18 protein-coding genes are annotated in these 15,880 nt (G+C 68.9%); 2 read left to right on the plus strand and 16 right to left on the minus strand.

Annotated features, from left to right (window positions below):
* Positions 1-27: 27 nt before the first annotated feature.
* Complete coding sequence (locus ACRXBZ_RS32595) at positions 28-1,242, minus strand: AAA family ATPase (protein ID WP_433884042.1); 1,215 nt, start codon at positions 1,240-1,242, stop codon at positions 28-30.
* Positions 1,243-1,953: 711 nt separating this feature from the next.
* Positions 1,954-2,295 (minus strand): histone-like nucleoid-structuring protein Lsr2, encoded by a 342-nt coding sequence (locus ACRXBZ_RS32600; RefSeq protein ID WP_433882318.1) that lies wholly within the window; start codon positions 2,293-2,295, stop codon positions 1,954-1,956.
* Positions 2,296-2,546: 251 nt separating this feature from the next.
* Here ACRXBZ_RS32600 and ACRXBZ_RS32605 point away from each other — a divergent pair, with 251 nt between their 5' ends.
* Positions 2,547-2,990, plus strand: coding sequence for a histone-like nucleoid-structuring protein Lsr2 (locus ACRXBZ_RS32605; protein ID WP_433882319.1), 444 nt, complete (start codon positions 2,547-2,549; stop codon positions 2,988-2,990).
* 146 nt (positions 2,991-3,136) lie between these two features.
* Here ACRXBZ_RS32605 and ACRXBZ_RS32610 read toward each other — a convergent pair whose 3' ends face one another.
* From ACRXBZ_RS32610 to ACRXBZ_RS32675, 14 genes are all read right to left on the minus strand, one after another.
* The gene (locus tag ACRXBZ_RS32610) at positions 3,137-3,526 is read right to left on the minus strand and encodes a hypothetical protein (protein ID WP_433882320.1); all 390 of its coding nucleotides are present in this window, start codon (positions 3,524-3,526) and stop codon (positions 3,137-3,139) included.
* A 223-nt stretch (positions 3,527-3,749) separates the two neighbouring features.
* The gene (locus ACRXBZ_RS32615; protein WP_433882321.1) at positions 3,750-6,707 is read right to left on the minus strand and encodes a LysM peptidoglycan-binding domain-containing protein; all 2,958 of its coding nucleotides are present in this window, start codon (positions 6,705-6,707) and stop codon (positions 3,750-3,752) included.
* Complete coding sequence (locus ACRXBZ_RS32620; RefSeq protein ID WP_433882322.1) at positions 6,704-7,117, minus strand: hypothetical protein; 414 nt, start codon at positions 7,115-7,117, stop codon at positions 6,704-6,706. The genes ACRXBZ_RS32615 and ACRXBZ_RS32620 overlap by 4 nt, the downstream gene beginning before the upstream one ends.
* Entirely contained in the window at positions 7,114-7,548 is a 435-nt protein-coding gene (locus ACRXBZ_RS32625) for a TadE/TadG family type IV pilus assembly protein (protein WP_433882323.1), read from the minus strand. Before ACRXBZ_RS32625 ends, ACRXBZ_RS32620 begins: the two co-directional genes overlap by 4 nt.
* On the minus strand, positions 7,545-7,970 hold the full coding sequence (locus tag ACRXBZ_RS32630) for a TadE/TadG family type IV pilus assembly protein (RefSeq protein WP_433882324.1): 426 nt from the start codon (positions 7,968-7,970) through the stop codon (positions 7,545-7,547). The genes ACRXBZ_RS32625 and ACRXBZ_RS32630 overlap by 4 nt, the downstream gene beginning before the upstream one ends.
* A gap of 18 nt (positions 7,971-7,988) precedes the next feature.
* Complete coding sequence (locus tag ACRXBZ_RS32635; protein WP_168588466.1) at positions 7,989-8,222, minus strand: hypothetical protein; 234 nt, start codon at positions 8,220-8,222, stop codon at positions 7,989-7,991.
* A 48-nt stretch (positions 8,223-8,270) separates the two neighbouring features.
* Complete coding sequence (locus tag ACRXBZ_RS32640; RefSeq protein ID WP_433882325.1) at positions 8,271-9,164, minus strand: type II secretion system F family protein; 894 nt, start codon at positions 9,162-9,164, stop codon at positions 8,271-8,273.
* Positions 9,161-10,009: a type II secretion system F family protein gene (locus ACRXBZ_RS32645; protein WP_433882326.1), complete on the minus strand. Its 849-nt coding sequence runs from the start codon at positions 10,007-10,009 to the stop codon at positions 9,161-9,163. The genes ACRXBZ_RS32640 and ACRXBZ_RS32645 overlap by 4 nt, the downstream gene beginning before the upstream one ends.
* Positions 10,006-11,391: a TadA family conjugal transfer-associated ATPase gene (locus tag ACRXBZ_RS32650; protein ID WP_433882327.1), complete on the minus strand. Its 1,386-nt coding sequence runs from the start codon at positions 11,389-11,391 to the stop codon at positions 10,006-10,008. The genes ACRXBZ_RS32645 and ACRXBZ_RS32650 overlap by 4 nt, the downstream gene beginning before the upstream one ends.
* The gene (locus ACRXBZ_RS32655; RefSeq protein WP_433882328.1) at positions 11,388-11,711 is read right to left on the minus strand and encodes a hypothetical protein; all 324 of its coding nucleotides are present in this window, start codon (positions 11,709-11,711) and stop codon (positions 11,388-11,390) included. Before ACRXBZ_RS32655 ends, ACRXBZ_RS32650 begins: the two co-directional genes overlap by 4 nt.
* A 524-nt stretch (positions 11,712-12,235) precedes the next feature.
* Complete coding sequence (locus tag ACRXBZ_RS32660) at positions 12,236-12,916, minus strand: SAF domain-containing protein (protein WP_433882329.1); 681 nt, start codon at positions 12,914-12,916, stop codon at positions 12,236-12,238.
* Positions 12,917-12,973: 57 nt separating this feature from the next.
* The gene (locus ACRXBZ_RS32665) at positions 12,974-13,429 is read right to left on the minus strand and encodes a hypothetical protein (protein ID WP_433882330.1); all 456 of its coding nucleotides are present in this window, start codon (positions 13,427-13,429) and stop codon (positions 12,974-12,976) included.
* Between the two features lie 458 nt (positions 13,430-13,887).
* Positions 13,888-14,412, minus strand: coding sequence for a hypothetical protein (locus ACRXBZ_RS32670; protein WP_433882331.1), 525 nt, complete (start codon positions 14,410-14,412; stop codon positions 13,888-13,890).
* 47 nt (positions 14,413-14,459) lie between these two features.
* Complete coding sequence (locus tag ACRXBZ_RS32675) at positions 14,460-15,068, minus strand: A24 family peptidase (RefSeq protein WP_433882332.1); 609 nt, start codon at positions 15,066-15,068, stop codon at positions 14,460-14,462.
* Between the two features lie 564 nt (positions 15,069-15,632).
* Here ACRXBZ_RS32675 and ACRXBZ_RS32680 point away from each other — a divergent pair.
* Entirely contained in the window at positions 15,633-15,878 is a 246-nt protein-coding gene (locus ACRXBZ_RS32680; RefSeq protein ID WP_433882333.1) for a hypothetical protein, read from the plus strand.
* Positions 15,879-15,880: the final 2 nt, after the last annotated feature.

Consider the following 15,880-nt stretch of genomic DNA (forward strand, 5'->3'; position numbering starts at 1 on the left):
TCCAGGACTTTCGACGTGGCGGGTGGGTTAGATGCGTGCGCCGAGTGCGAGCGGTTCGATCACGGTGCCGAACGCGTCGCGCACGGCTGCCGCTACGGTGTCGCGGTCCTCTTCCGGCGCGATACCGACGAGGTTGGCGGCGGCAGCGTCTGCGCCGAGTACGGCGGAGATCCGTTCGAACGCGATCAGTTCGCGAAGCTGCGGGGCCCAGCGGACCTCGCCTTTGCGTTGGCGCGTCGCGAGATTCCGCGCCACGCGCACCGCACGCCGGTCGATGTTCAGTTGCTTGGCCAGTTCGAAGTCCGTGGAGACCTGGATCTGTGCGGAGAACCGTGACGAGAGGGCGTCGGTGAGGACCGCGCCGTGCACGCCGGGGTTGTGTCCGGCGACGACGTAGAAACCGGGCTCGGCTGTCACCACTTCGCCGCCGTTGGCTTTCACGGTGATCTGGCGGCGTCCGTCCATGGCCGGGTACACCACGGCCAGCACGGTGGGCGGGATCAGGGTGGCGTCGTCGATGAACAGGCACCGGCCTTCCCGCATCGCGGTGACCAGGGGGCCGTGGACGAAAACGTAACGGCCGTCCGGGGTTTGGGTGTATTCGCCCACGATGTCCGCGACCGTGGTGTCCCCGTCGCCCTGCACTGTGATCAGGTCCGGGAAGGCGGCCTCGACGACTGAGGTCTTCCCCGTTCCGGGGGGCCCATACAGCAGGGAGGACACGCCTGCGGCGCGTAGCTTGCGCAACGCGGTGACATCCGGCAACCCGGACAATTGCCTGGGGTGGTAGGTCTGCCCGTTCGGGCGGGTCACCGGACCCGACACGGGCTCCTCCTCCGAGGGCACCGGCGTCGGGTGCGGCGCCTCTGGTTCCGGTGCGGCTGGCGTGGGTGCGGCTTTCCGGGGGCGGCGCGGGGCCTTGGCGGGGCTTCCCGCTGGTGTGCTGGGGGCGGAGGCGGCACCGGCGGTCGCGGCCGTCGCCCGGTAACGCAACGGCGTGAGGGAGGTCCTCTCGGCTTCCCCGCGATCGGTGAGCACCTGCAACGCGTTGCCGACCGCGCCGGACGAGCGACCCAATTTTTTAGCTATGTCGCGTGGCGTGAATTCCGTTCCCGCGTGATCGGCGAGGCATTCGGCGACGATCCGCCGCAGCTCGCCACTGCGCAACCGCCCACCCGCCGCAGTACCCGAGGGCACCGGAGCGGGCGCGGGCGTTGCTGGCGAACCGGCGGGCGGTGTCATGTGCAATTCCCCTTCCCAGGCGGTGGGCCACACAATCGGCGTCCCGGTTTCGGCGGCATCGCCGGATTCGCAGGTTTCGGCGGCAGGGTGGATCGCGGCCATCGGCACGGTAGCTCCCTCGGTGAACATAGCTCCGCCAGGGGCGGCATTTCGGTGATTTCCCGGTTCCCCCGGTGATGGTTCAAAGATAGCTCTGTGCCGCGCACGATTCAACAAATAACGCCCCATTTTCAAAGACTCTTCTCGAATCACCCAATAGGGGCCGACCTGCCGTTATTTCGAAATCGCCCACATTTCCTATTCAAATCCCAAACGCCGGCGAATAAGTCACTGAAAGCGGTGGCTTGAACAGTTTCTGAAAAATGAAATGAAAAACAATAATAGTGGAGGGGAGGTTATTTATCGGGATACGGGCCGTGAGAGGTGTAGTGGGAGTGTCCTGACGTGATGCCTGGCCGCCCGCCCGCCTCGATGTTTCTCCCGGCCTGTGGCCAGGCCAGTCGGGGATACCCGCGGATCCCCGGTAAGGCCCGCTACGCAGCGCGGGACCGCCGCCCGAGGGGGTGGTCGTCTAAGCGCCGCCTCCTGCGGATCCCCCTGGTGATCCTCCCTATGCACCCCCATATCCCCGGCGCAGACCCCGCGGCCCCGCCGTCGACCGTGTGCTGCGGGGCGGGGCCGCGGACCTGTGGCCGGCGGCCCCGCCTTCGATTATCGAGCGTTGTCGTAGGCTTCGACGATCTCCGCGGGGATACGGCCTCGGTCGGACACCTGAAAACCTTGTTCGCGTGCCCACGTGCGAATAGCCAGGTTGCGTTCTTTGTCCGTCGTCTGCGGCGCGGCGGCTTTCGCGGGCTTGATGGTCGCGCGCTTTCGCCCTCCGGTCCGGCGGGCATGAGACACATACGGTGTGAGGGCGTCCCGGAGTTCAGTGGCGTTGTCCTGGGACAGGTCAATCGTGTAGCTGACTCCGTCTAGGCTGAACTCGACTGTGGTCTCAGCGGGCGTGCCGTCGATGTCGTCGACGAGCGCAACGGTAACTTTCTCAGCCATGTAGTTCCTTTCGTTTGCCCGGTATCGTGAAATGCCGGACGCCGGTACGGAAACGGATTGTAGGGCAACCGTTCGAGATAAAATCCACGGAGCGCCGCCGCGTCCGGGTGGATTACGGTCACAGCTTTTTCTGGGGTGTCACAGGTGCTGGCTGTCGCGGGCGGCGGTGTTCTATGCTTTCGCGGCAAGGAGTACGTGCTGACTTCAGGGTCCCTGTCATGGATCTCTGGACTTGATATGTGGATGGTGCTGTGGCTGAAAAGATCGTGGTCGAGTTCGTCGATGACATCGACGGCTCACCTGCCGAGCAGACCGTGACGTTCTCTTTGGACGGGGTGGTCTATGCGATCGACCTTAACGCCCACCACGCGCAGCACCTTCGGGCCCTGCTTCAGCGCTACATCACCCACGCGCGTCGGGAACCGGCCCACAGCGGGAACCGGCGCGGCGAGCGTGATCAACGCCAGGTACGCGAGACCAACAGGGGCCTGACAGCGCAGATTCGACAGGCGGCCCAGCGTACCCGCGAGCACCTCAGCCACAAGCCTGCCTCGGCGCGGACAGACCACACCGAACCCCAGCCCCCGGCGGAGATCGCGGAGTTCTCGGTGGTGGACTCGCACACCACCAAGAGAGAGCGGCGGAATCCCGTGGGTGCCCCTGAGTTGGCGCCTCCGCAGTTTTCATCGATCTAGCAGCTCCGGCAGGCTGCCCTGCTGGCCGCGCAGGGCGCTGCCGGAGCCGGGCGGACTTGTTGTGCCGACGGTCAGAGCGCCCCTCGCCACCTATGGGGCGGCCTGACCGTCGGCACCGCTGGCCGGTGCATCATGGCGACGGGCTTCTATGTGCGGCGGGCAGGTACGGCGCGCAGTCGTGGTGAGCTTGCGGTGTTCTGGGGTGCAGTGCCGGCCTGTGGTGCTGCGCTGGCCTGTGGTGCGGGCAGGGCGGCGTGGATCAGCGGCGCGGCGCGGTAGGTCCAGCCCGGGCCTGCGTTCTTCCAGCAGCCCAGCATCAGCCAGCGTCCGTGACGGGTGAGCCACAGCCAGACGTCGACCAGGTCGGGATCGTCGCCGTCGGCGGGGGGAAGGAGTTGCAGGACAACGGTTCCCGCGGGGAGGGTGGCAGGGCTGAGGTTCGGCTTCCAGGCCCCGGCGAAGCCGGTGAGGGCCTGGTGGGGGTCTCGGTCGGTGGAGGTGATGACGATGCCGCCGGTGTTGCGGGGCATGCGCATGGGCGGCGGGGGCCCCAGGGTGCAGGTGACCCGGGTACGCGCGGCAGGTGAGGGGCACGGCGGTGCCGGCGCCCGGTTCAGCCGTGGGCCAGGGGCACGCAGTTGCTGTGCCGGTGGTGTGTGAAGCCGCGAACGGTCTACTGAGGACATTTCTGTTACCTCCATTGGTGACATTCGATTCGTCGGGGCCAGTGATATATGGACGCTCCGGTCAGGGACGCTGTCAACCGGGGTGTGGCGTGGCGGGGTGAACTGCACCGGTGTGGCGTATGCCGGTGTCGGCGTGCGGCGGTGGGGGAACCGACCGGATCACGTGCTGGGCGTGGCGGTGTTGCAGCGCGGTAGCCAGGGCCTGGGTTTCTGGTGCGGGTTCGCAGTCGATGTCCCGCAGCCGCACTTCTAGCAGCGCGAGGGTGCGGGGGATGCCGTCGTGGATGCCGAGACGGTCTTGCAGCCGCATGATGTCGCGGTAGAGATGTTCGTTGTAGGGGTCGAACCCGGTGGCGGTTTCCAGCAGTTCCAGGGTGTGCTGGGGATCGTCGGCGACGTGGTGGCGGGCGAGTTCGCTGATGGCATTGATGGCGGTGCGTTGCGCGGCGTGCCGCACGGGGTGGATCCATTCGGAGTCGATGCCCGCACCCAGCTCGCCACGGTAGGCATCCACGATCTCGCGTAGCACGGTGAGCCGTTGCGTCGTGCTCTGTGCACGGCGGCTCTCGGAATCGGCGTCGGCGAAGTGGTGGTAGTCCACGTCGACGAGGTCAGGGTTGAGCCGTAGATGCCGGTTGTGGGTGTCGACGATCTCGCCGGCCAGGCCGTGGGTAGCGTGGGCGAGGGTGGCGCGTAGCCGGGAGAGGGCGGTGTTGAGCGCGTTGGTGGGCCGTGCCGGGGGACTGGTGTGCCACAGGTCGGCGATCAGTGTGTCGCGGGCGACGCCCTGGGGATGTACGGCGAGGTAGGTGAGGAGTTCTTGCTGGCGTGGCGCGAGTTCCCCGGTGATCTCCCACCAGGTACCGGATTCGTCGCTGCACGACAGGGCAAAGCAACCCACAACCCGCAACGACAGCACCCCAGCGCTGGTGTCCCGAGCCTCGGTCATCCCGAAGGATTCCGTGCTGGATACCGGGTCGTCCGTGCCGGCAGCGGTGTCGCTGTCCGTGGACCGGCAGGTTCCTTCAACCTCTGGCAGTGAGGTTGATACGGGAGCTGTCGGAGGCGTTGCTGCCTCGGCTGCATCGCTTCGTTGCCGCTGGGGTGCGACGTGGTGGGCGAGGGTGAGGAGGTCGTCGGCGGCGGGCGGAGTCGCGGTGAACATCCGGACGCCCACCAGATCTCCCGTGGTGGCCTCAGGAATCGCTGCGGTCACGATCCCGCTGGCGTCGATGGTCAGCGTGGTTCCCGAGACCGACGGTCCGAGCGCGAGCACGACCACACCGCCGGCGGGCGTGTGCAATCGCCTCAACAGGGCAGCGGTCTGGACCGGCAGTGGTGTGCGCACCACGAAAACCTCCAGGCGCTGGTCGTCCTTGCTGGGGCTGCTGGCAGTGGTGGTGAGGTCGTCGGTCACCTCCAGCGGGTGAGGCAACCCGCCGTAGTCGGGGAACAGTTCGGTGGCGAGGGATTTCTGCAGCACAATTCGCGGGCCGTGGCGGTGCTGGAGATCGAGGATGAGCGCCCGCATCGCGTCCTCGGCGCCGGGCCCGGTGAGCCCGAGCCCACCGAGGGCCGCAAGGTCCAGCCGCACGGTCGCGTTGTCGTCGACACCGAGTTCCGCGACGACGTCACCTGCTGCTGCGGCACTATCACCGGTCTCGCGCTCGTGTTCGTGCTTGTGATCGGCGGTGGGGGATTCGGTGTCGAGGCTGGGTTGGGTGGCGCGAAGGTGCGCGAGTTTGAGCTGATACACCGTGGGCGCAACGGGGTAATCCGGCGTCGGGGCGGCCCCGGGGCGCTGGGTGCGGCGGTGGCGTGTGCGGGCGAGGACCAGCGCGGCACTCGTGGCCGCGGCCAGCCCCAGGCCGAGGAACACCCCGGGCGCGATCTCCACCCCCGGCCCCTGTTCCAGCGCAGCGGCCGGCTGTGCAGCCGACCGGCCATGATCCTCAGGGGACGGATCCTGACGGTGTGACGTGGTCTCGGGCGGCGTGTGATCGACAGGTGTGGGTGCGGGCGCAGTGTGCTCTGCCGGGGGCAGTGCGAGGCGCCAGCCGGGGAAGAGCATGTCCGGGTCGCGCAGAACGCGCCCGTCCGGTTGTGGCTGGTGGGCGTTGAGCTCGGCGATCTCCTGCCATCGGTCGGGGTCGCCGAGCTCGCGTCCGGCGATCGAGGTGAGCGTGTCACCGGGTCCGACAGTGATCCACCGCGCGTCCTCGGGAATGACCGCGGGGGCGGGGAGATGGGTGGCGTCGCCCGGCAGCAGGAGGACCGAACCGGTGAGGAGGCCATGGTCGTCGCCGATGCGGTCGGTGTTGAGGTCGGCGATGTCGGGCCAGCGGTAGGGATTGCCGAGGTGGCGTGCCGCGAGGCCCCACAGGGTGTCGCCGCGAGCGACCTCGTAGCGGGGGTAGTCCGGGCGCAGGTCGTCGCTGATGGTGGTGGGGGTGCTGGGTTCGGGCAGGCCGGGGGGCCCGCCCGAACCCAGCGGGACGGTGGTGTCGGTGTCGTGGGGCGGCGACAGGACACCACCGGGGTACTGGGGTGCGGTGACCGCGACCGGATCTGCCACCGGGGCGGCGGAGACGGTGGAGGGTGTGCTGGCGAAGGTCGCGGCGGTCACGAGCGTGGTGATCCACCCGCGGGGCCCCATCGCCGCGACACGCTCACGCGCACGGCCGGCGCCGTAGCGCACGAGGAGCAGGAGATCGCAGAGGCTCCACCACAGCATCACCAGCCAACTGCCCCACCCGGTAGCGACGATGAGCAGGAGGAGGGCGCCGTCGGAGCCGAGGTCGAGGCGCAGGGCGTGCCAGGTGTCCTCCAGCCAGGGCCGGAGCTGGTCGATCAGCGGTGGCGCCCACGGGGAATCGTCGAGCACCGGCCACGTCAGCTTCGGCATCGTGATGACCTGCCCGGCGAAGGTCAAAACGACGGGCAGTCCGATGAGGAGCACGGCGAGGCCGAGAACGGCGGCACCGGCGCGAATCCGGCCGGCCGTCGTGGCCCGGGGCGGGGTGGTGGTCATGGTGTGCTGCCGGGGGTGTTGGTGCCGACGGCGAGTTGCGCGGTCGCGGAGCCGGTGACGGTGTGGGTGTTCCAGAGCAGCCCGATCGCGGCCGACTCGGAATGCCAGACGGTGACGTGCACGGTCCCGGCGCCCTCCAGGGTCACCGTGCCGGTGTGGTGGGTGGTGGTGAGGTAGCGGCGCGCGGCGGTGGCGGCGTGAACGGGGTCGAGGGTGATGGCCGTGCCGCGGGTATCCAGAGCGGTGAGCGCGGCGCGGGCACTCTCGGCGGCGATGGCGTCGGCGCGTGCGAGCACGCGGAGCCGGTCGGCGCCGTCGACCAGGACCGCGAACACCAGCAGCAGACACGGCACGAGCACGGCGATGAGCACGCTGACCGAACCACCGTCGCGTGTGGTGTGGCTGGTCATGAGCGTGTCCGGTACGGGTCCACAGGACTGGTACTGGCCGCATCGAGCCCGACCGTGCCGGGCAGGCCGGGCAGGCTGGTGAGGTCGGACAGCGTCACCGTGCAGCGCAACCTGATCGTGACGACCCCCGCGTGTCCCGGGCGGGTACCGAACCTGCGGGTGTCCAGGGTGTGCTGGATGTCCGTGCACGACAGGTGCTGTTCGCCGAGCACTCGTGTACCGGTGCCGACGGCCGCGGCGTGAGCGGCGGTGGGAGTGCGGGCCAGGGACGCGGCGCGGGCGGCGGCGGTGGCGGCGTGCTCCAGCGCGGTGTGGGCGGTGACGATCCGGCCACCAGCGACCATGAGCACCAACACCAGCAGCACAACCGGAGTCAGGACGGCCAGTTCCACACTGGCCGAACCCTCCTCATCGAATGGGTCCAGTGTCATCGTGTGCTCCCGGGGGTGGTGAAGCGCTCTTTGACGCCGCGGGCTTCCTGCTCGATCCGATCAAGCCCGGGGATGGGCAGCAGGCGGGGTGCGGTGGCGGCCACCCGCACCGTGACCAACCGGGCACCGATCTCGGCGGTGACCACCGGGGCGTCCACGACCGTGCCCGCGCGGGCCAGGAACGCGGTAGCGGCCGTGTGGGCGTCGCCGGCGGTGCCGGTGACGGTGCGCGCGGCCTGCACCCCTTGCTGGGCGGCGGCGAGGCAGAGGGTGCGGGTGTGCCACCACAATCCGGCCTGCAGCACCGTGACGAGCAGCAGCAGCGCCAGCGGCGCGAGCACGGCGAGCTCGACCGCCACCGACCCGGTGTCGTCCTGAGTGGTTCGGCACCTGATGTGGCTGTGGACAGACGTGGCCTGCATGAGCGCATCCCGGGGCGGTTAGTGGATTTGGCCTTGGTACTTGGAGACCACCGCGGTAATGGCGGCACCGAGGCCGAGTGCGGCGGCGAGCGCGATCGCGGTGAGCACCGCTTTTTCGGTGCTTTCCGATCCACGGTCATCGAAGCGTGCCCGCATCCAGCGGTCCTGGACGGCCTGGCCGGCGATGACGATCCAGGCGGTCACGAGCATCACTGCGGTCATGACATGGCGACGGAGGTGTGTGATCAGCATGGCGTTTCCCTTCCCGTTTCTGTTGGTGCACAACGGCACACTCTGGGCTCATTCCCCGAGAAGACGGACGACGGCGGGGTAGAGGACGAGGAGGAGGAACCCGAGCATGAGCGCGGTGACCGGGAGCGTGAGTCGTTCGGTCCGCGTGTTGGCATCGGCCTTATCAGCACTGATGGCGGCGGCGCGCAGGCTCGCGGCCTGGGTGGTGAGGCTGGTGGAGATCGCGGCACCGTCGGCGGCGGTGGCCGCCAGGTCCGCGACCGCCACCAGCTCCCGCACCCGAATTCGTTTGCCGAGGTCGCGCAGCGCATCCCACGGGGAGTGTCCACTGTGCTCGGCGTGGGTGAGGGTCCGGCGCAGGCGCGTGAACAGCCAGTGCTCGCCCACGCCGGCGGCCTCCCGCAACGCCGGACCGGGGGCGTGGCCGGCGGCGCGTTGCTGGGCGATGAGCTCCAGGTACACCGCCAGCGCACGACGTCCGTCCTCCCGCGCCCGCCGTGCCTGGTCCCGGATCTGCCAGACCGGCACCATCGCCCCCACACCACCCGCGACACACACCACCAGCACCGACACACCCAGCGGGAACACCACCCCGACGACGGCCGCACCGAGGGCGAGAACGGCTGCGGCGGTGAGGCTTGCGGCCGCCCACCGCGCCCGCGCGGCCACGTAGCCGGTGGGGGTGCGGTCGAGCAGGTCGAGATCGTGCACGGGAATGCCCAGCCACGGGTGCCGGGCTTGGTGAGCACGCTCGGTCACGCGGGCGAGCAGACCAGCCCGCCGTGCTTTCCAGCCGACGGTCGGGCGCGTGCGCGTGGTGAGGTGGCGGACGGCGGCGGCGAGGTCCATCGGCGCCGGCCCGGCCACGACCCGCACCCCGGTGGCGAGCCCGAGCCCGAGCATCGCGCCCAGGCCGGCGGCGGCCTGGAGTACGGGGTTCATGGCCGGCTCCCGAGGTAGCGTGACCTGGGCGGCGTGGTGGACAGGCGGTGCATCCGCCACAACGCTCCCGCGAAAATCCCGACGACCCCGGCCAGCACTGCCTGCCCCTCCCACGTGGAAAACGGGGCGAGGTAGGGGTGGGCGAAGACCAGCAGCCCACCGGCCATGACCGCGGTGATGGCCACCAGAGTCCGCACCGTGGTGCGGGGTTTGGCGCGGTCGGCCTCGATCTCCCGTTGGGCCGCGACGCGCGTGTTCAACGCAGCGGCCAGAGCATGCAGGTTCTCCACCAGTCCACGGCCACCGGAACGCACGCGCAGCAGCAACGCCAGCACAACCTCGTCCACAGCCGGGTCGGCAAGCTCGTCGGCGAAGACCCGCAACGCCCGCTCCGGTCCGTCACCCGGCAGCCGGTCAGCCAACCTCTGCAGCGCCCCGGTGAGAGGTTCGGGCGCGGTGTCCGCGGAGCGGGCGAGCGCCTGATGCAGACCGCCGGCGCCGGAGGCCAGCAGATCTCCCACCCGCCGAGTCCACACCGCCAGCGCGTCCTGCAGCGCAATCGCATCCCGCGGCCCGGCCGGTGCCAGCAGGACCGGCACACCCACGACAGCCGCGACCGCAGCGAGACCCGCAACCGGCCACCCGCTGACCCACCACACCCCGCACGCGACGGCCGTGGCGAGCAGTCCACGTCGCCACCAGCGGCGGACACGCCGCCACACCGAAACCCAGAAGCGCCCCGCTGGACGCCAGCCGAGACGCGGCGGTGCCGCACAGGTGAACAACCCCAGCACCAGCCCAGCACCCAGCGCGAGTCCACACAGGACAGAAAAGGTGGAGATCACCGGTCCTCGCCTCCCCCGTGGTGGGTGTCCCACCTACCGTGGTGATGCTGGAAGATGCCGCGGTCCAGGCCGCGGGCTTCCAGCCGGGCCAGCAGTACAGGGCTGGGGGCAGAGACCGGTATAGCGCGTCCGTCACCTGGCCGGGGCGCGAACAGGCTGGTGAGATCCGGGATCGCCGCGTCACCGACCTGGCCGACTTCGGCGATCTCGGTCACGAACCGCTCCCGCCTGCCTGCGTGGTCACGGCGGGCGAGGTGCACGATGAGATCCAAGGCGGAGGCGGTCCACCGATACGCGGCCTCCACCGGCAACGGTGGGGTAGCGAGCTGACCGAGCGCGGCGATGCGGTCGGGCACGGCCCGCGCGCAGGCCGCGTGCAGGGTGCCCATCCCGCCGGCGGCACCGTTGCCCAACGCACGCAGCAACGCGGTGATCTCACCACCGCGGACCTCACCCACCACCACCCGCGACGGCGAATGCCGCAGCGTCTGCTTCAGCAGGTCGTCGAGACTGACCTCACCGACTCCTTCGGCGTTCGCGGTGCGTGCCTCCAGGGGTGTGACCAGGGGATGTTTCACCGGGTTCAGGTGCAGCCCGAGCTCGTAGTCGTCCTCCACGGTGACGATGTGCTCCCCGGCGGGGATCTCGTCGCACAACGCCCGCAGCAACGTGGTCTTGCCCGCATACGGACCCCCGGTGACCACAAGGTTGAGCCCGGCGGCCACAGCGACCTTCAGGAAATGCAGCAGATCGGCATCCAGGCTGCCCTGGTGGTGCAGGTCGGTGAGGGTGGTGTGGGCCAGGCGGTGGCGGCGGATGGCCACCCGTGGCCGGCCGCTGATCTCCCGCACCGCCGCCAGCCGCGCGCCCAACGGCCCACCTGCGGGAAGGCGGAGATTCCCGATCGGCCTGGCCGGTGAGAACTCCCGGCTGGTCTGCCCCAGCCGCGCGAACATCGCCTCCAGCAACTCCACCAGCTCCGCATCCGAGGCGGCGACCGCATGAGGCCAGCGCTGCAGACGACCATCGGCCAGCTCCAGCAACACCTGGTCGTGGCCGTGGATGTGGATGTTCTCCACATCGCTGCGTTCCAGCAAAGGCTGCAGCCCACCCAGCCCCGCCAACGCGGCCAGCACCGCGGCAGCAAGCACCCGCTCGTCCTGTTCGGACAACGGCGGATCCCCGCGAGAGGCGCGTTCGTGAGCCCAGGCGGTGATTTCCTCCGCCACCAGCGACGCCCGCTCCACGCCGTGCGAACCCTCGCCCTGCAGCCGCCGGGCCACCCTCGCGCGCAACGCCCGCACCGTCGCCTGATCGGGCACGAACCCCGGCCGATCCACACCGATCGGGGGCTGCCGCTGCTCGTTGATCCCCGTGCTCATGCCGCGCCTTCCTCAACGACGCCGCTGGTGACCGTGGTGTTCGGCGGTGGAGGCGGGTTGAGACGGACGTGGAGGCGACGCGCGGCCATACGGCTGGCGCGCGCCAGCGCCGAGTGGTGAGGCTTGAGGGAGTGCGCGCACCCATCCGAGAGCACACGCGCCGCGGCCGGGTCGTCCGGCAACTCCAGCCCGACCGGGATCCCCAGTGCCCGCGCCACCCCGTCGGCTTCCCGGCTTGTGGTTGCCGATACCGCAGCCCCCAGCCGGGTGATCGGCACCAGCTCCCGCAACGCTGTGATCAACGGCAGGGTGGCCGACACGTGCCGCAAGCTCGGGCGGACACCGACCAGGACAAGGTCGGCTTCGGTGACCAGGGCCCAGGGGGGTCTCGGGCACCCACCGGCCCGCGTCGATGAGGACGTCGGGGCTGTCGTGGGCGGTGAGGTCCCGGGCGGCGCTGGCCAGCCGCCGCCAGCCGTCCTCACCGATCGCACCCGCCTGGGCCCGGTTGGTCACCCCCGCCAGCAGCCGGAGGTGATCGTGCCCCGGAACCTCCTGCACATGCCCCGCCAAACCCTCCGACGGCACCGCATCCAAATGCCGGGTCGAGGCGGCGAAACTCACCACCCCACGGCCGGGCGTGAGGCGCCCATCGACCCACCACTGGCCGACCCAGCCCGACAGCAGATCACCCCCGCCCGGGTCCGCATCGACCGCCAGGAGGTGATGCGGCCACACGGTGGCCAAAGCCGCAACCGCCGTAGTCACACCGGGGGAGCATTTCGCGGACAGCATCGTGATCACAGCCATGACAATTCCCTTCACCATCAACAGAAAATCGGTTCTACGAGGAAGGGCCGAGCAGTTTCACGAGCGCTCCGCCGGCCGCGGCAGCGTCGGCCTGCTCGGCCAGCGAGTCAGCAATGAGCAAGTCCGCGACGATCGCGCCCTCGGCATCTGGCGGTGACACCTGCACCACCCGCGCCCGGAACCCGCTCCCACTCGGGACCGTCTCCGCCGTCGTGCCGGCGGTCGACAGCGTCACGACCTCGACCGGGTCATGGGGAAACAGCCCGCGAGCGGGAAACCGGCCCTGCGGCAGCCGGACACCGATCACCTGCTGGCCTACCGCAGGCACCCCCTGGGCCATCACGTCGCTGTAAGACAGCAGCTGCCCGGCACGCAAATTGCCCGCTGCCACCTGACCCACCACCCGGCCGCGATCAGCATCGGCGACCACAAACCGGCGAGCGCTCGGCGGAAGCTCCACAGTGGTCACATCCGCACCCGTCACCGGCTGACCCCAGGCGACGTCGCGGGCCAGCAGCAGCATCGGCTCACGCTCCCACGCAGCCGACACCACCATCACCGTCACGACCGTCGACGCAGCCACCAGCCCCAGCGAGGCACCCAAAAGCCACCACCGCCGTCGCCGAGGCACCCGAGGCAAACCCGCAGACACCCTCGTTTCCTCCGAGGACCCGGAATCCGGCTTGATGACCGCGAAAATCCCACTACTGGACATAGACCTCTCCCCATAAGTGAATTCGCACAAAGAGAAAATGAGAGAACGAGAAATGTGTTAGCGGGTGCGGAGAGCTTGGGCCTCGGCCACCGCGAACCGCGCCACCGCCCGCGACGTCATAGGCGCCAGCTCACCACCGACCGGCGCGCTGCCGTCCCATCCCTGCCACACCACCCGCCATGTGATCGACCACTGCGCCGTGACCTGCTCACCGGGCTGATCCATCGACGAACGCTCGTACACCACATCGCAATCCGGCGACGCCGCATGCAGACCAAACGACCGGTCATACGGTGTCCCCGGGCCGCTACACGATGCCACCGGCCCTCCCATTCCCGGTGCCATCGACAACCGGACCGGCACCGCCGTGACCTCGGCCCACACCACGCCGGCCTGCACCCTCTCCCGCTGCGGACGCCAGTCCTCCGGAGCCGTCCAGAACCAGGTGTGCTCACCGACCACCGTCGCCGAACGACCATCCGGCAACCGCACATCCGGGGAATGCCGAGGCATCGGCAACGGCAACCGCAAACGCCGCGTCGCCTGCTGTGCCAGGACAGCGGAATCTGACGCCGGGACACCGGGTGATCCTGTCGACGGTGGTGCGGCTTTTGGCCGCATGCACCGTCCGTCATACAGCGGTCCCCGGCACCACAGCGGCCGTGAGGCGGGTATGAACGTCGGATCCTGTGACTGTCCCGGGGCATCGCACAGCAACGTTGGGCACATCCGCAACGGTGCAGGCGCAGCACCCGCGGTGGGGCGCGTGCTCGCATGGCTGCTGGGCTTGTTTGACGAGGGCTTTCCTGGGCGTCCTGGGCTCGTCGCGTCGAGATCGACTACCGGTGGCGCGTACAAGTTGCCTCCGGGGGATCCGGGGCGCACGACCACGTTGTCTTGCGCTTGAGCCACTGGCGCAGCAGCCAAGCCCACCGCTGCGGCAAGGGCAAGGAGTCCGAGGTTGGAGCACATCAGCAGGGTCCTCCTGGAAAGTCCAATTGAGACACGCGCCACACGCCGGATTCGCGGATCAAAGTGACTCGGGCGGAGTTGCGTTCGATTCCCACCGTCTTCGGTGTGCCGGTAGCAAGATCGGACTGCCCCGCTCGGCTCGTGTCTTGGCAGTCGGTGATCGTGGCCTGATCACCTTCGATGTGCACGTCGGTCACGCGGGGTGTGATCTCGCCGTACAGCCCAGTCCCTTCGGCACGTTGCTGCCGAGCGGTGGAGGAAATGTGGCTCGCGAGATTGCCGGAGGTGACCCGCCGCAATTCGTTTTCCCATTGAGCGTCTGGCTCGTCGTGCGACACCCATGAGATGCGCCAGAACTCCCGGTACACGCCTTCGACGGCCGCCCGCTCGCCGGTATAGCGACCGGGAGGTGGAGCGATGCTCGGCTCGGAGGGCTCAGGTCCCGGATCGGGCGTGCTCGCACACCCTCCCGCCAGGACACCCACGGTCCACAGCACCAGACCAGATGTCCGGGCGAGCGCCATCGTGGCGGTCATACCCATTCGACTTGTCCTTTCTGCATCAGGATTGTTTACGACAGGACACCGATCCAGCCGCCGAGGATCAGACTGGGGCCCGCGGCGATCCGGGCTTCGCTGTCGCGGTGGCGGATCCATGCCAGTGCTGCGGTGATACCAAGAAGGAGGAGGGAAGCCGTGATGCCACGAAAGACGGCGTGCCAACCGATCCAGCCCCAGTACAGCGCCAGCGCACCGTAGAGGGTGACGTCGCCGAACCCCATCCAGTTCGGAATCACCAGGTAGGCCAGGACACCCACGGCGAACACGACGACGGCTGCCAGCAGGGAGCGCACCAGAGCCACACCATTCGCCGGGTCGGTGACGGTGAGCATCGCGAACACCGCGAACCCGCCCGCCGCCGTCGTCACTACCCACGCCCGGGGAAGCCGGTGACAGGACACGTCGATCACGGACAGCGCCGTGCCGGTGATGCCAAGCCACCACCATGCCGCCAGCGCGGGATCGGTCGCGAACCGGCAACCCACGCCGAGGGAGACCACGCCGCCGACAGCACTGAACCCGACCATCGGCCAACGCCGCGTCGACCACACGACCCACGACCGCACCCTCCACGCCAGCAACGAGCCTGCCGCGATTCCCATGCCGGCAAAAAGAAACACCGCACCCATCGACGAGCACAGCATCGCCGGGAAACGTATCGCGCCACCCACAGGCGCAAGGACGAGATGACGAATCCAGCACTGCGTCTCACCTCCCATGCCGGAATGAACCGCGACGAAACAGAGAGGGCTGATTTAGCGTCGCGAAATCAAGGAAGACCGAGCCTGACATTCACGGATGCCTCGTGTCAGATTTTGACCCCGGTCAACTGTCGCATACACCCGATCGAGCGAGAGCCTGTGAAGACCAGCCGCCCCCTCTCCGCAGACTCCGCGAAGCGCATGGTGATCAAAAACCCAGCAGCCGCCACCAGATTTACCGCCCGCCCCAACGCCTCTCAGCCGTGGCCGGGCTCGTGACATCAGGCAACGCGACTCACCCGGTTGGGTGCATCTGGGCCTTGGGTGAGGCCAAAATCTGACGCGGCACCTGCGGCCGTGTCACCGTAGCGAAACCCTCAACGCGGAAACCCCTTATCCCGGTCACACCGCGCTTTCCTGAGTGGGTGGACTCCCCGCATTTCTTTCTTCTTCCCGCGCTCACCGTGGGGAATGGAGTGCATTATGCGAACCGTCCCCGAAACCAACAGACCCCGAACGTTGTTCATCCTGCGGTGGCAAGACGGAGAGGACTGGGGCCACCTGTCCATGGTCACCCACGCAGCCAAGCCGGTCTTCCTTGGCTTCGTCAACCGCGCCGTACACCCCGCCTTTCATGCCCTGAGCAGTGACTGCTCGATCGGCACCGACGGATTCCGCGAAGTCTGGTTCACCGGCCGCCTCTCCCACGCAACGCATGCCCCGAGGTGATC

The sequence above is a fragment of the Saccharopolyspora hattusasensis genome (assembly GCF_050972075.1).
Classification (GTDB): domain Bacteria; phylum Actinomycetota; class Actinomycetes; order Mycobacteriales; family Pseudonocardiaceae; genus Saccharopolyspora; species Saccharopolyspora hattusasensis.

Bases quoted from the DNA above. Each gene is read 5' to 3' on its own strand.
- ACRXBZ_RS32600 (WP_433882318.1), bottom strand. From the start codon at position 2,295: ATGGCTGAGAAAGTTACCGTTGCGCTCGTCGACGACATCGACGGCACG.
- ACRXBZ_RS32680 (WP_433882333.1), top strand. From the start codon at position 15,633: ATGCGAACCGTCCCCGAAACCAACAGACCCCGAACGTTGTTCATCCTG.
- ACRXBZ_RS32620 (WP_433882322.1), bottom strand. From the start codon at position 7,117: ATGACCAGCCACACCACACGCGACGGTGGTTCGGTCAGCGTGCTCATC.
- ACRXBZ_RS32635 (WP_168588466.1), bottom strand. From the start codon at position 8,222: ATGCTGATCACACACCTCCGTCGCCATGTCATGACCGCAGTGATGCTC.
- ACRXBZ_RS32665 (WP_433882330.1), bottom strand. From the start codon at position 13,429: ATGCCTCGGCATTCCCCGGATGTGCGGTTGCCGGATGGTCGTTCGGCG.
- ACRXBZ_RS32615 (WP_433882321.1), bottom strand. From the start codon at position 6,707: ATGACCACCACCCCGCCCCGGGCCACGACGGCCGGCCGGATTCGCGCC.
- ACRXBZ_RS32595 (WP_433884042.1), bottom strand. From the start codon at position 1,242: ATGACACCGCCCGCCGGTTCGCCAGCAACGCCCGCGCCCGCTCCGGTG.
- ACRXBZ_RS32630 (WP_433882324.1), bottom strand. From the start codon at position 7,970: ATGCAGGCCACGTCTGTCCACAGCCACATCAGGTGCCGAACCACTCAG.
- ACRXBZ_RS32640 (WP_433882325.1), bottom strand. From the start codon at position 9,164: ATGAACCCCGTACTCCAGGCCGCCGCCGGCCTGGGCGCGATGCTCGGG.
- ACRXBZ_RS32625 (WP_433882323.1), bottom strand. From the start codon at position 7,548: ATGACACTGGACCCATTCGATGAGGAGGGTTCGGCCAGTGTGGAACTG.
- ACRXBZ_RS32650 (WP_433882327.1), bottom strand. From the start codon at position 11,391: ATGAGCACGGGGATCAACGAGCAGCGGCAGCCCCCGATCGGTGTGGAT.
- ACRXBZ_RS32670 (WP_433882331.1), bottom strand. From the start codon at position 14,412: ATGGCGCTCGCCCGGACATCTGGTCTGGTGCTGTGGACCGTGGGTGTC.
- ACRXBZ_RS32660 (WP_433882329.1), bottom strand. From the start codon at position 12,916: ATGTCCAGTAGTGGGATTTTCGCGGTCATCAAGCCGGATTCCGGGTCC.
- ACRXBZ_RS32610 (WP_433882320.1), bottom strand. From the start codon at position 3,526: ATGCGCATGCCCCGCAACACCGGCGGCATCGTCATCACCTCCACCGAC.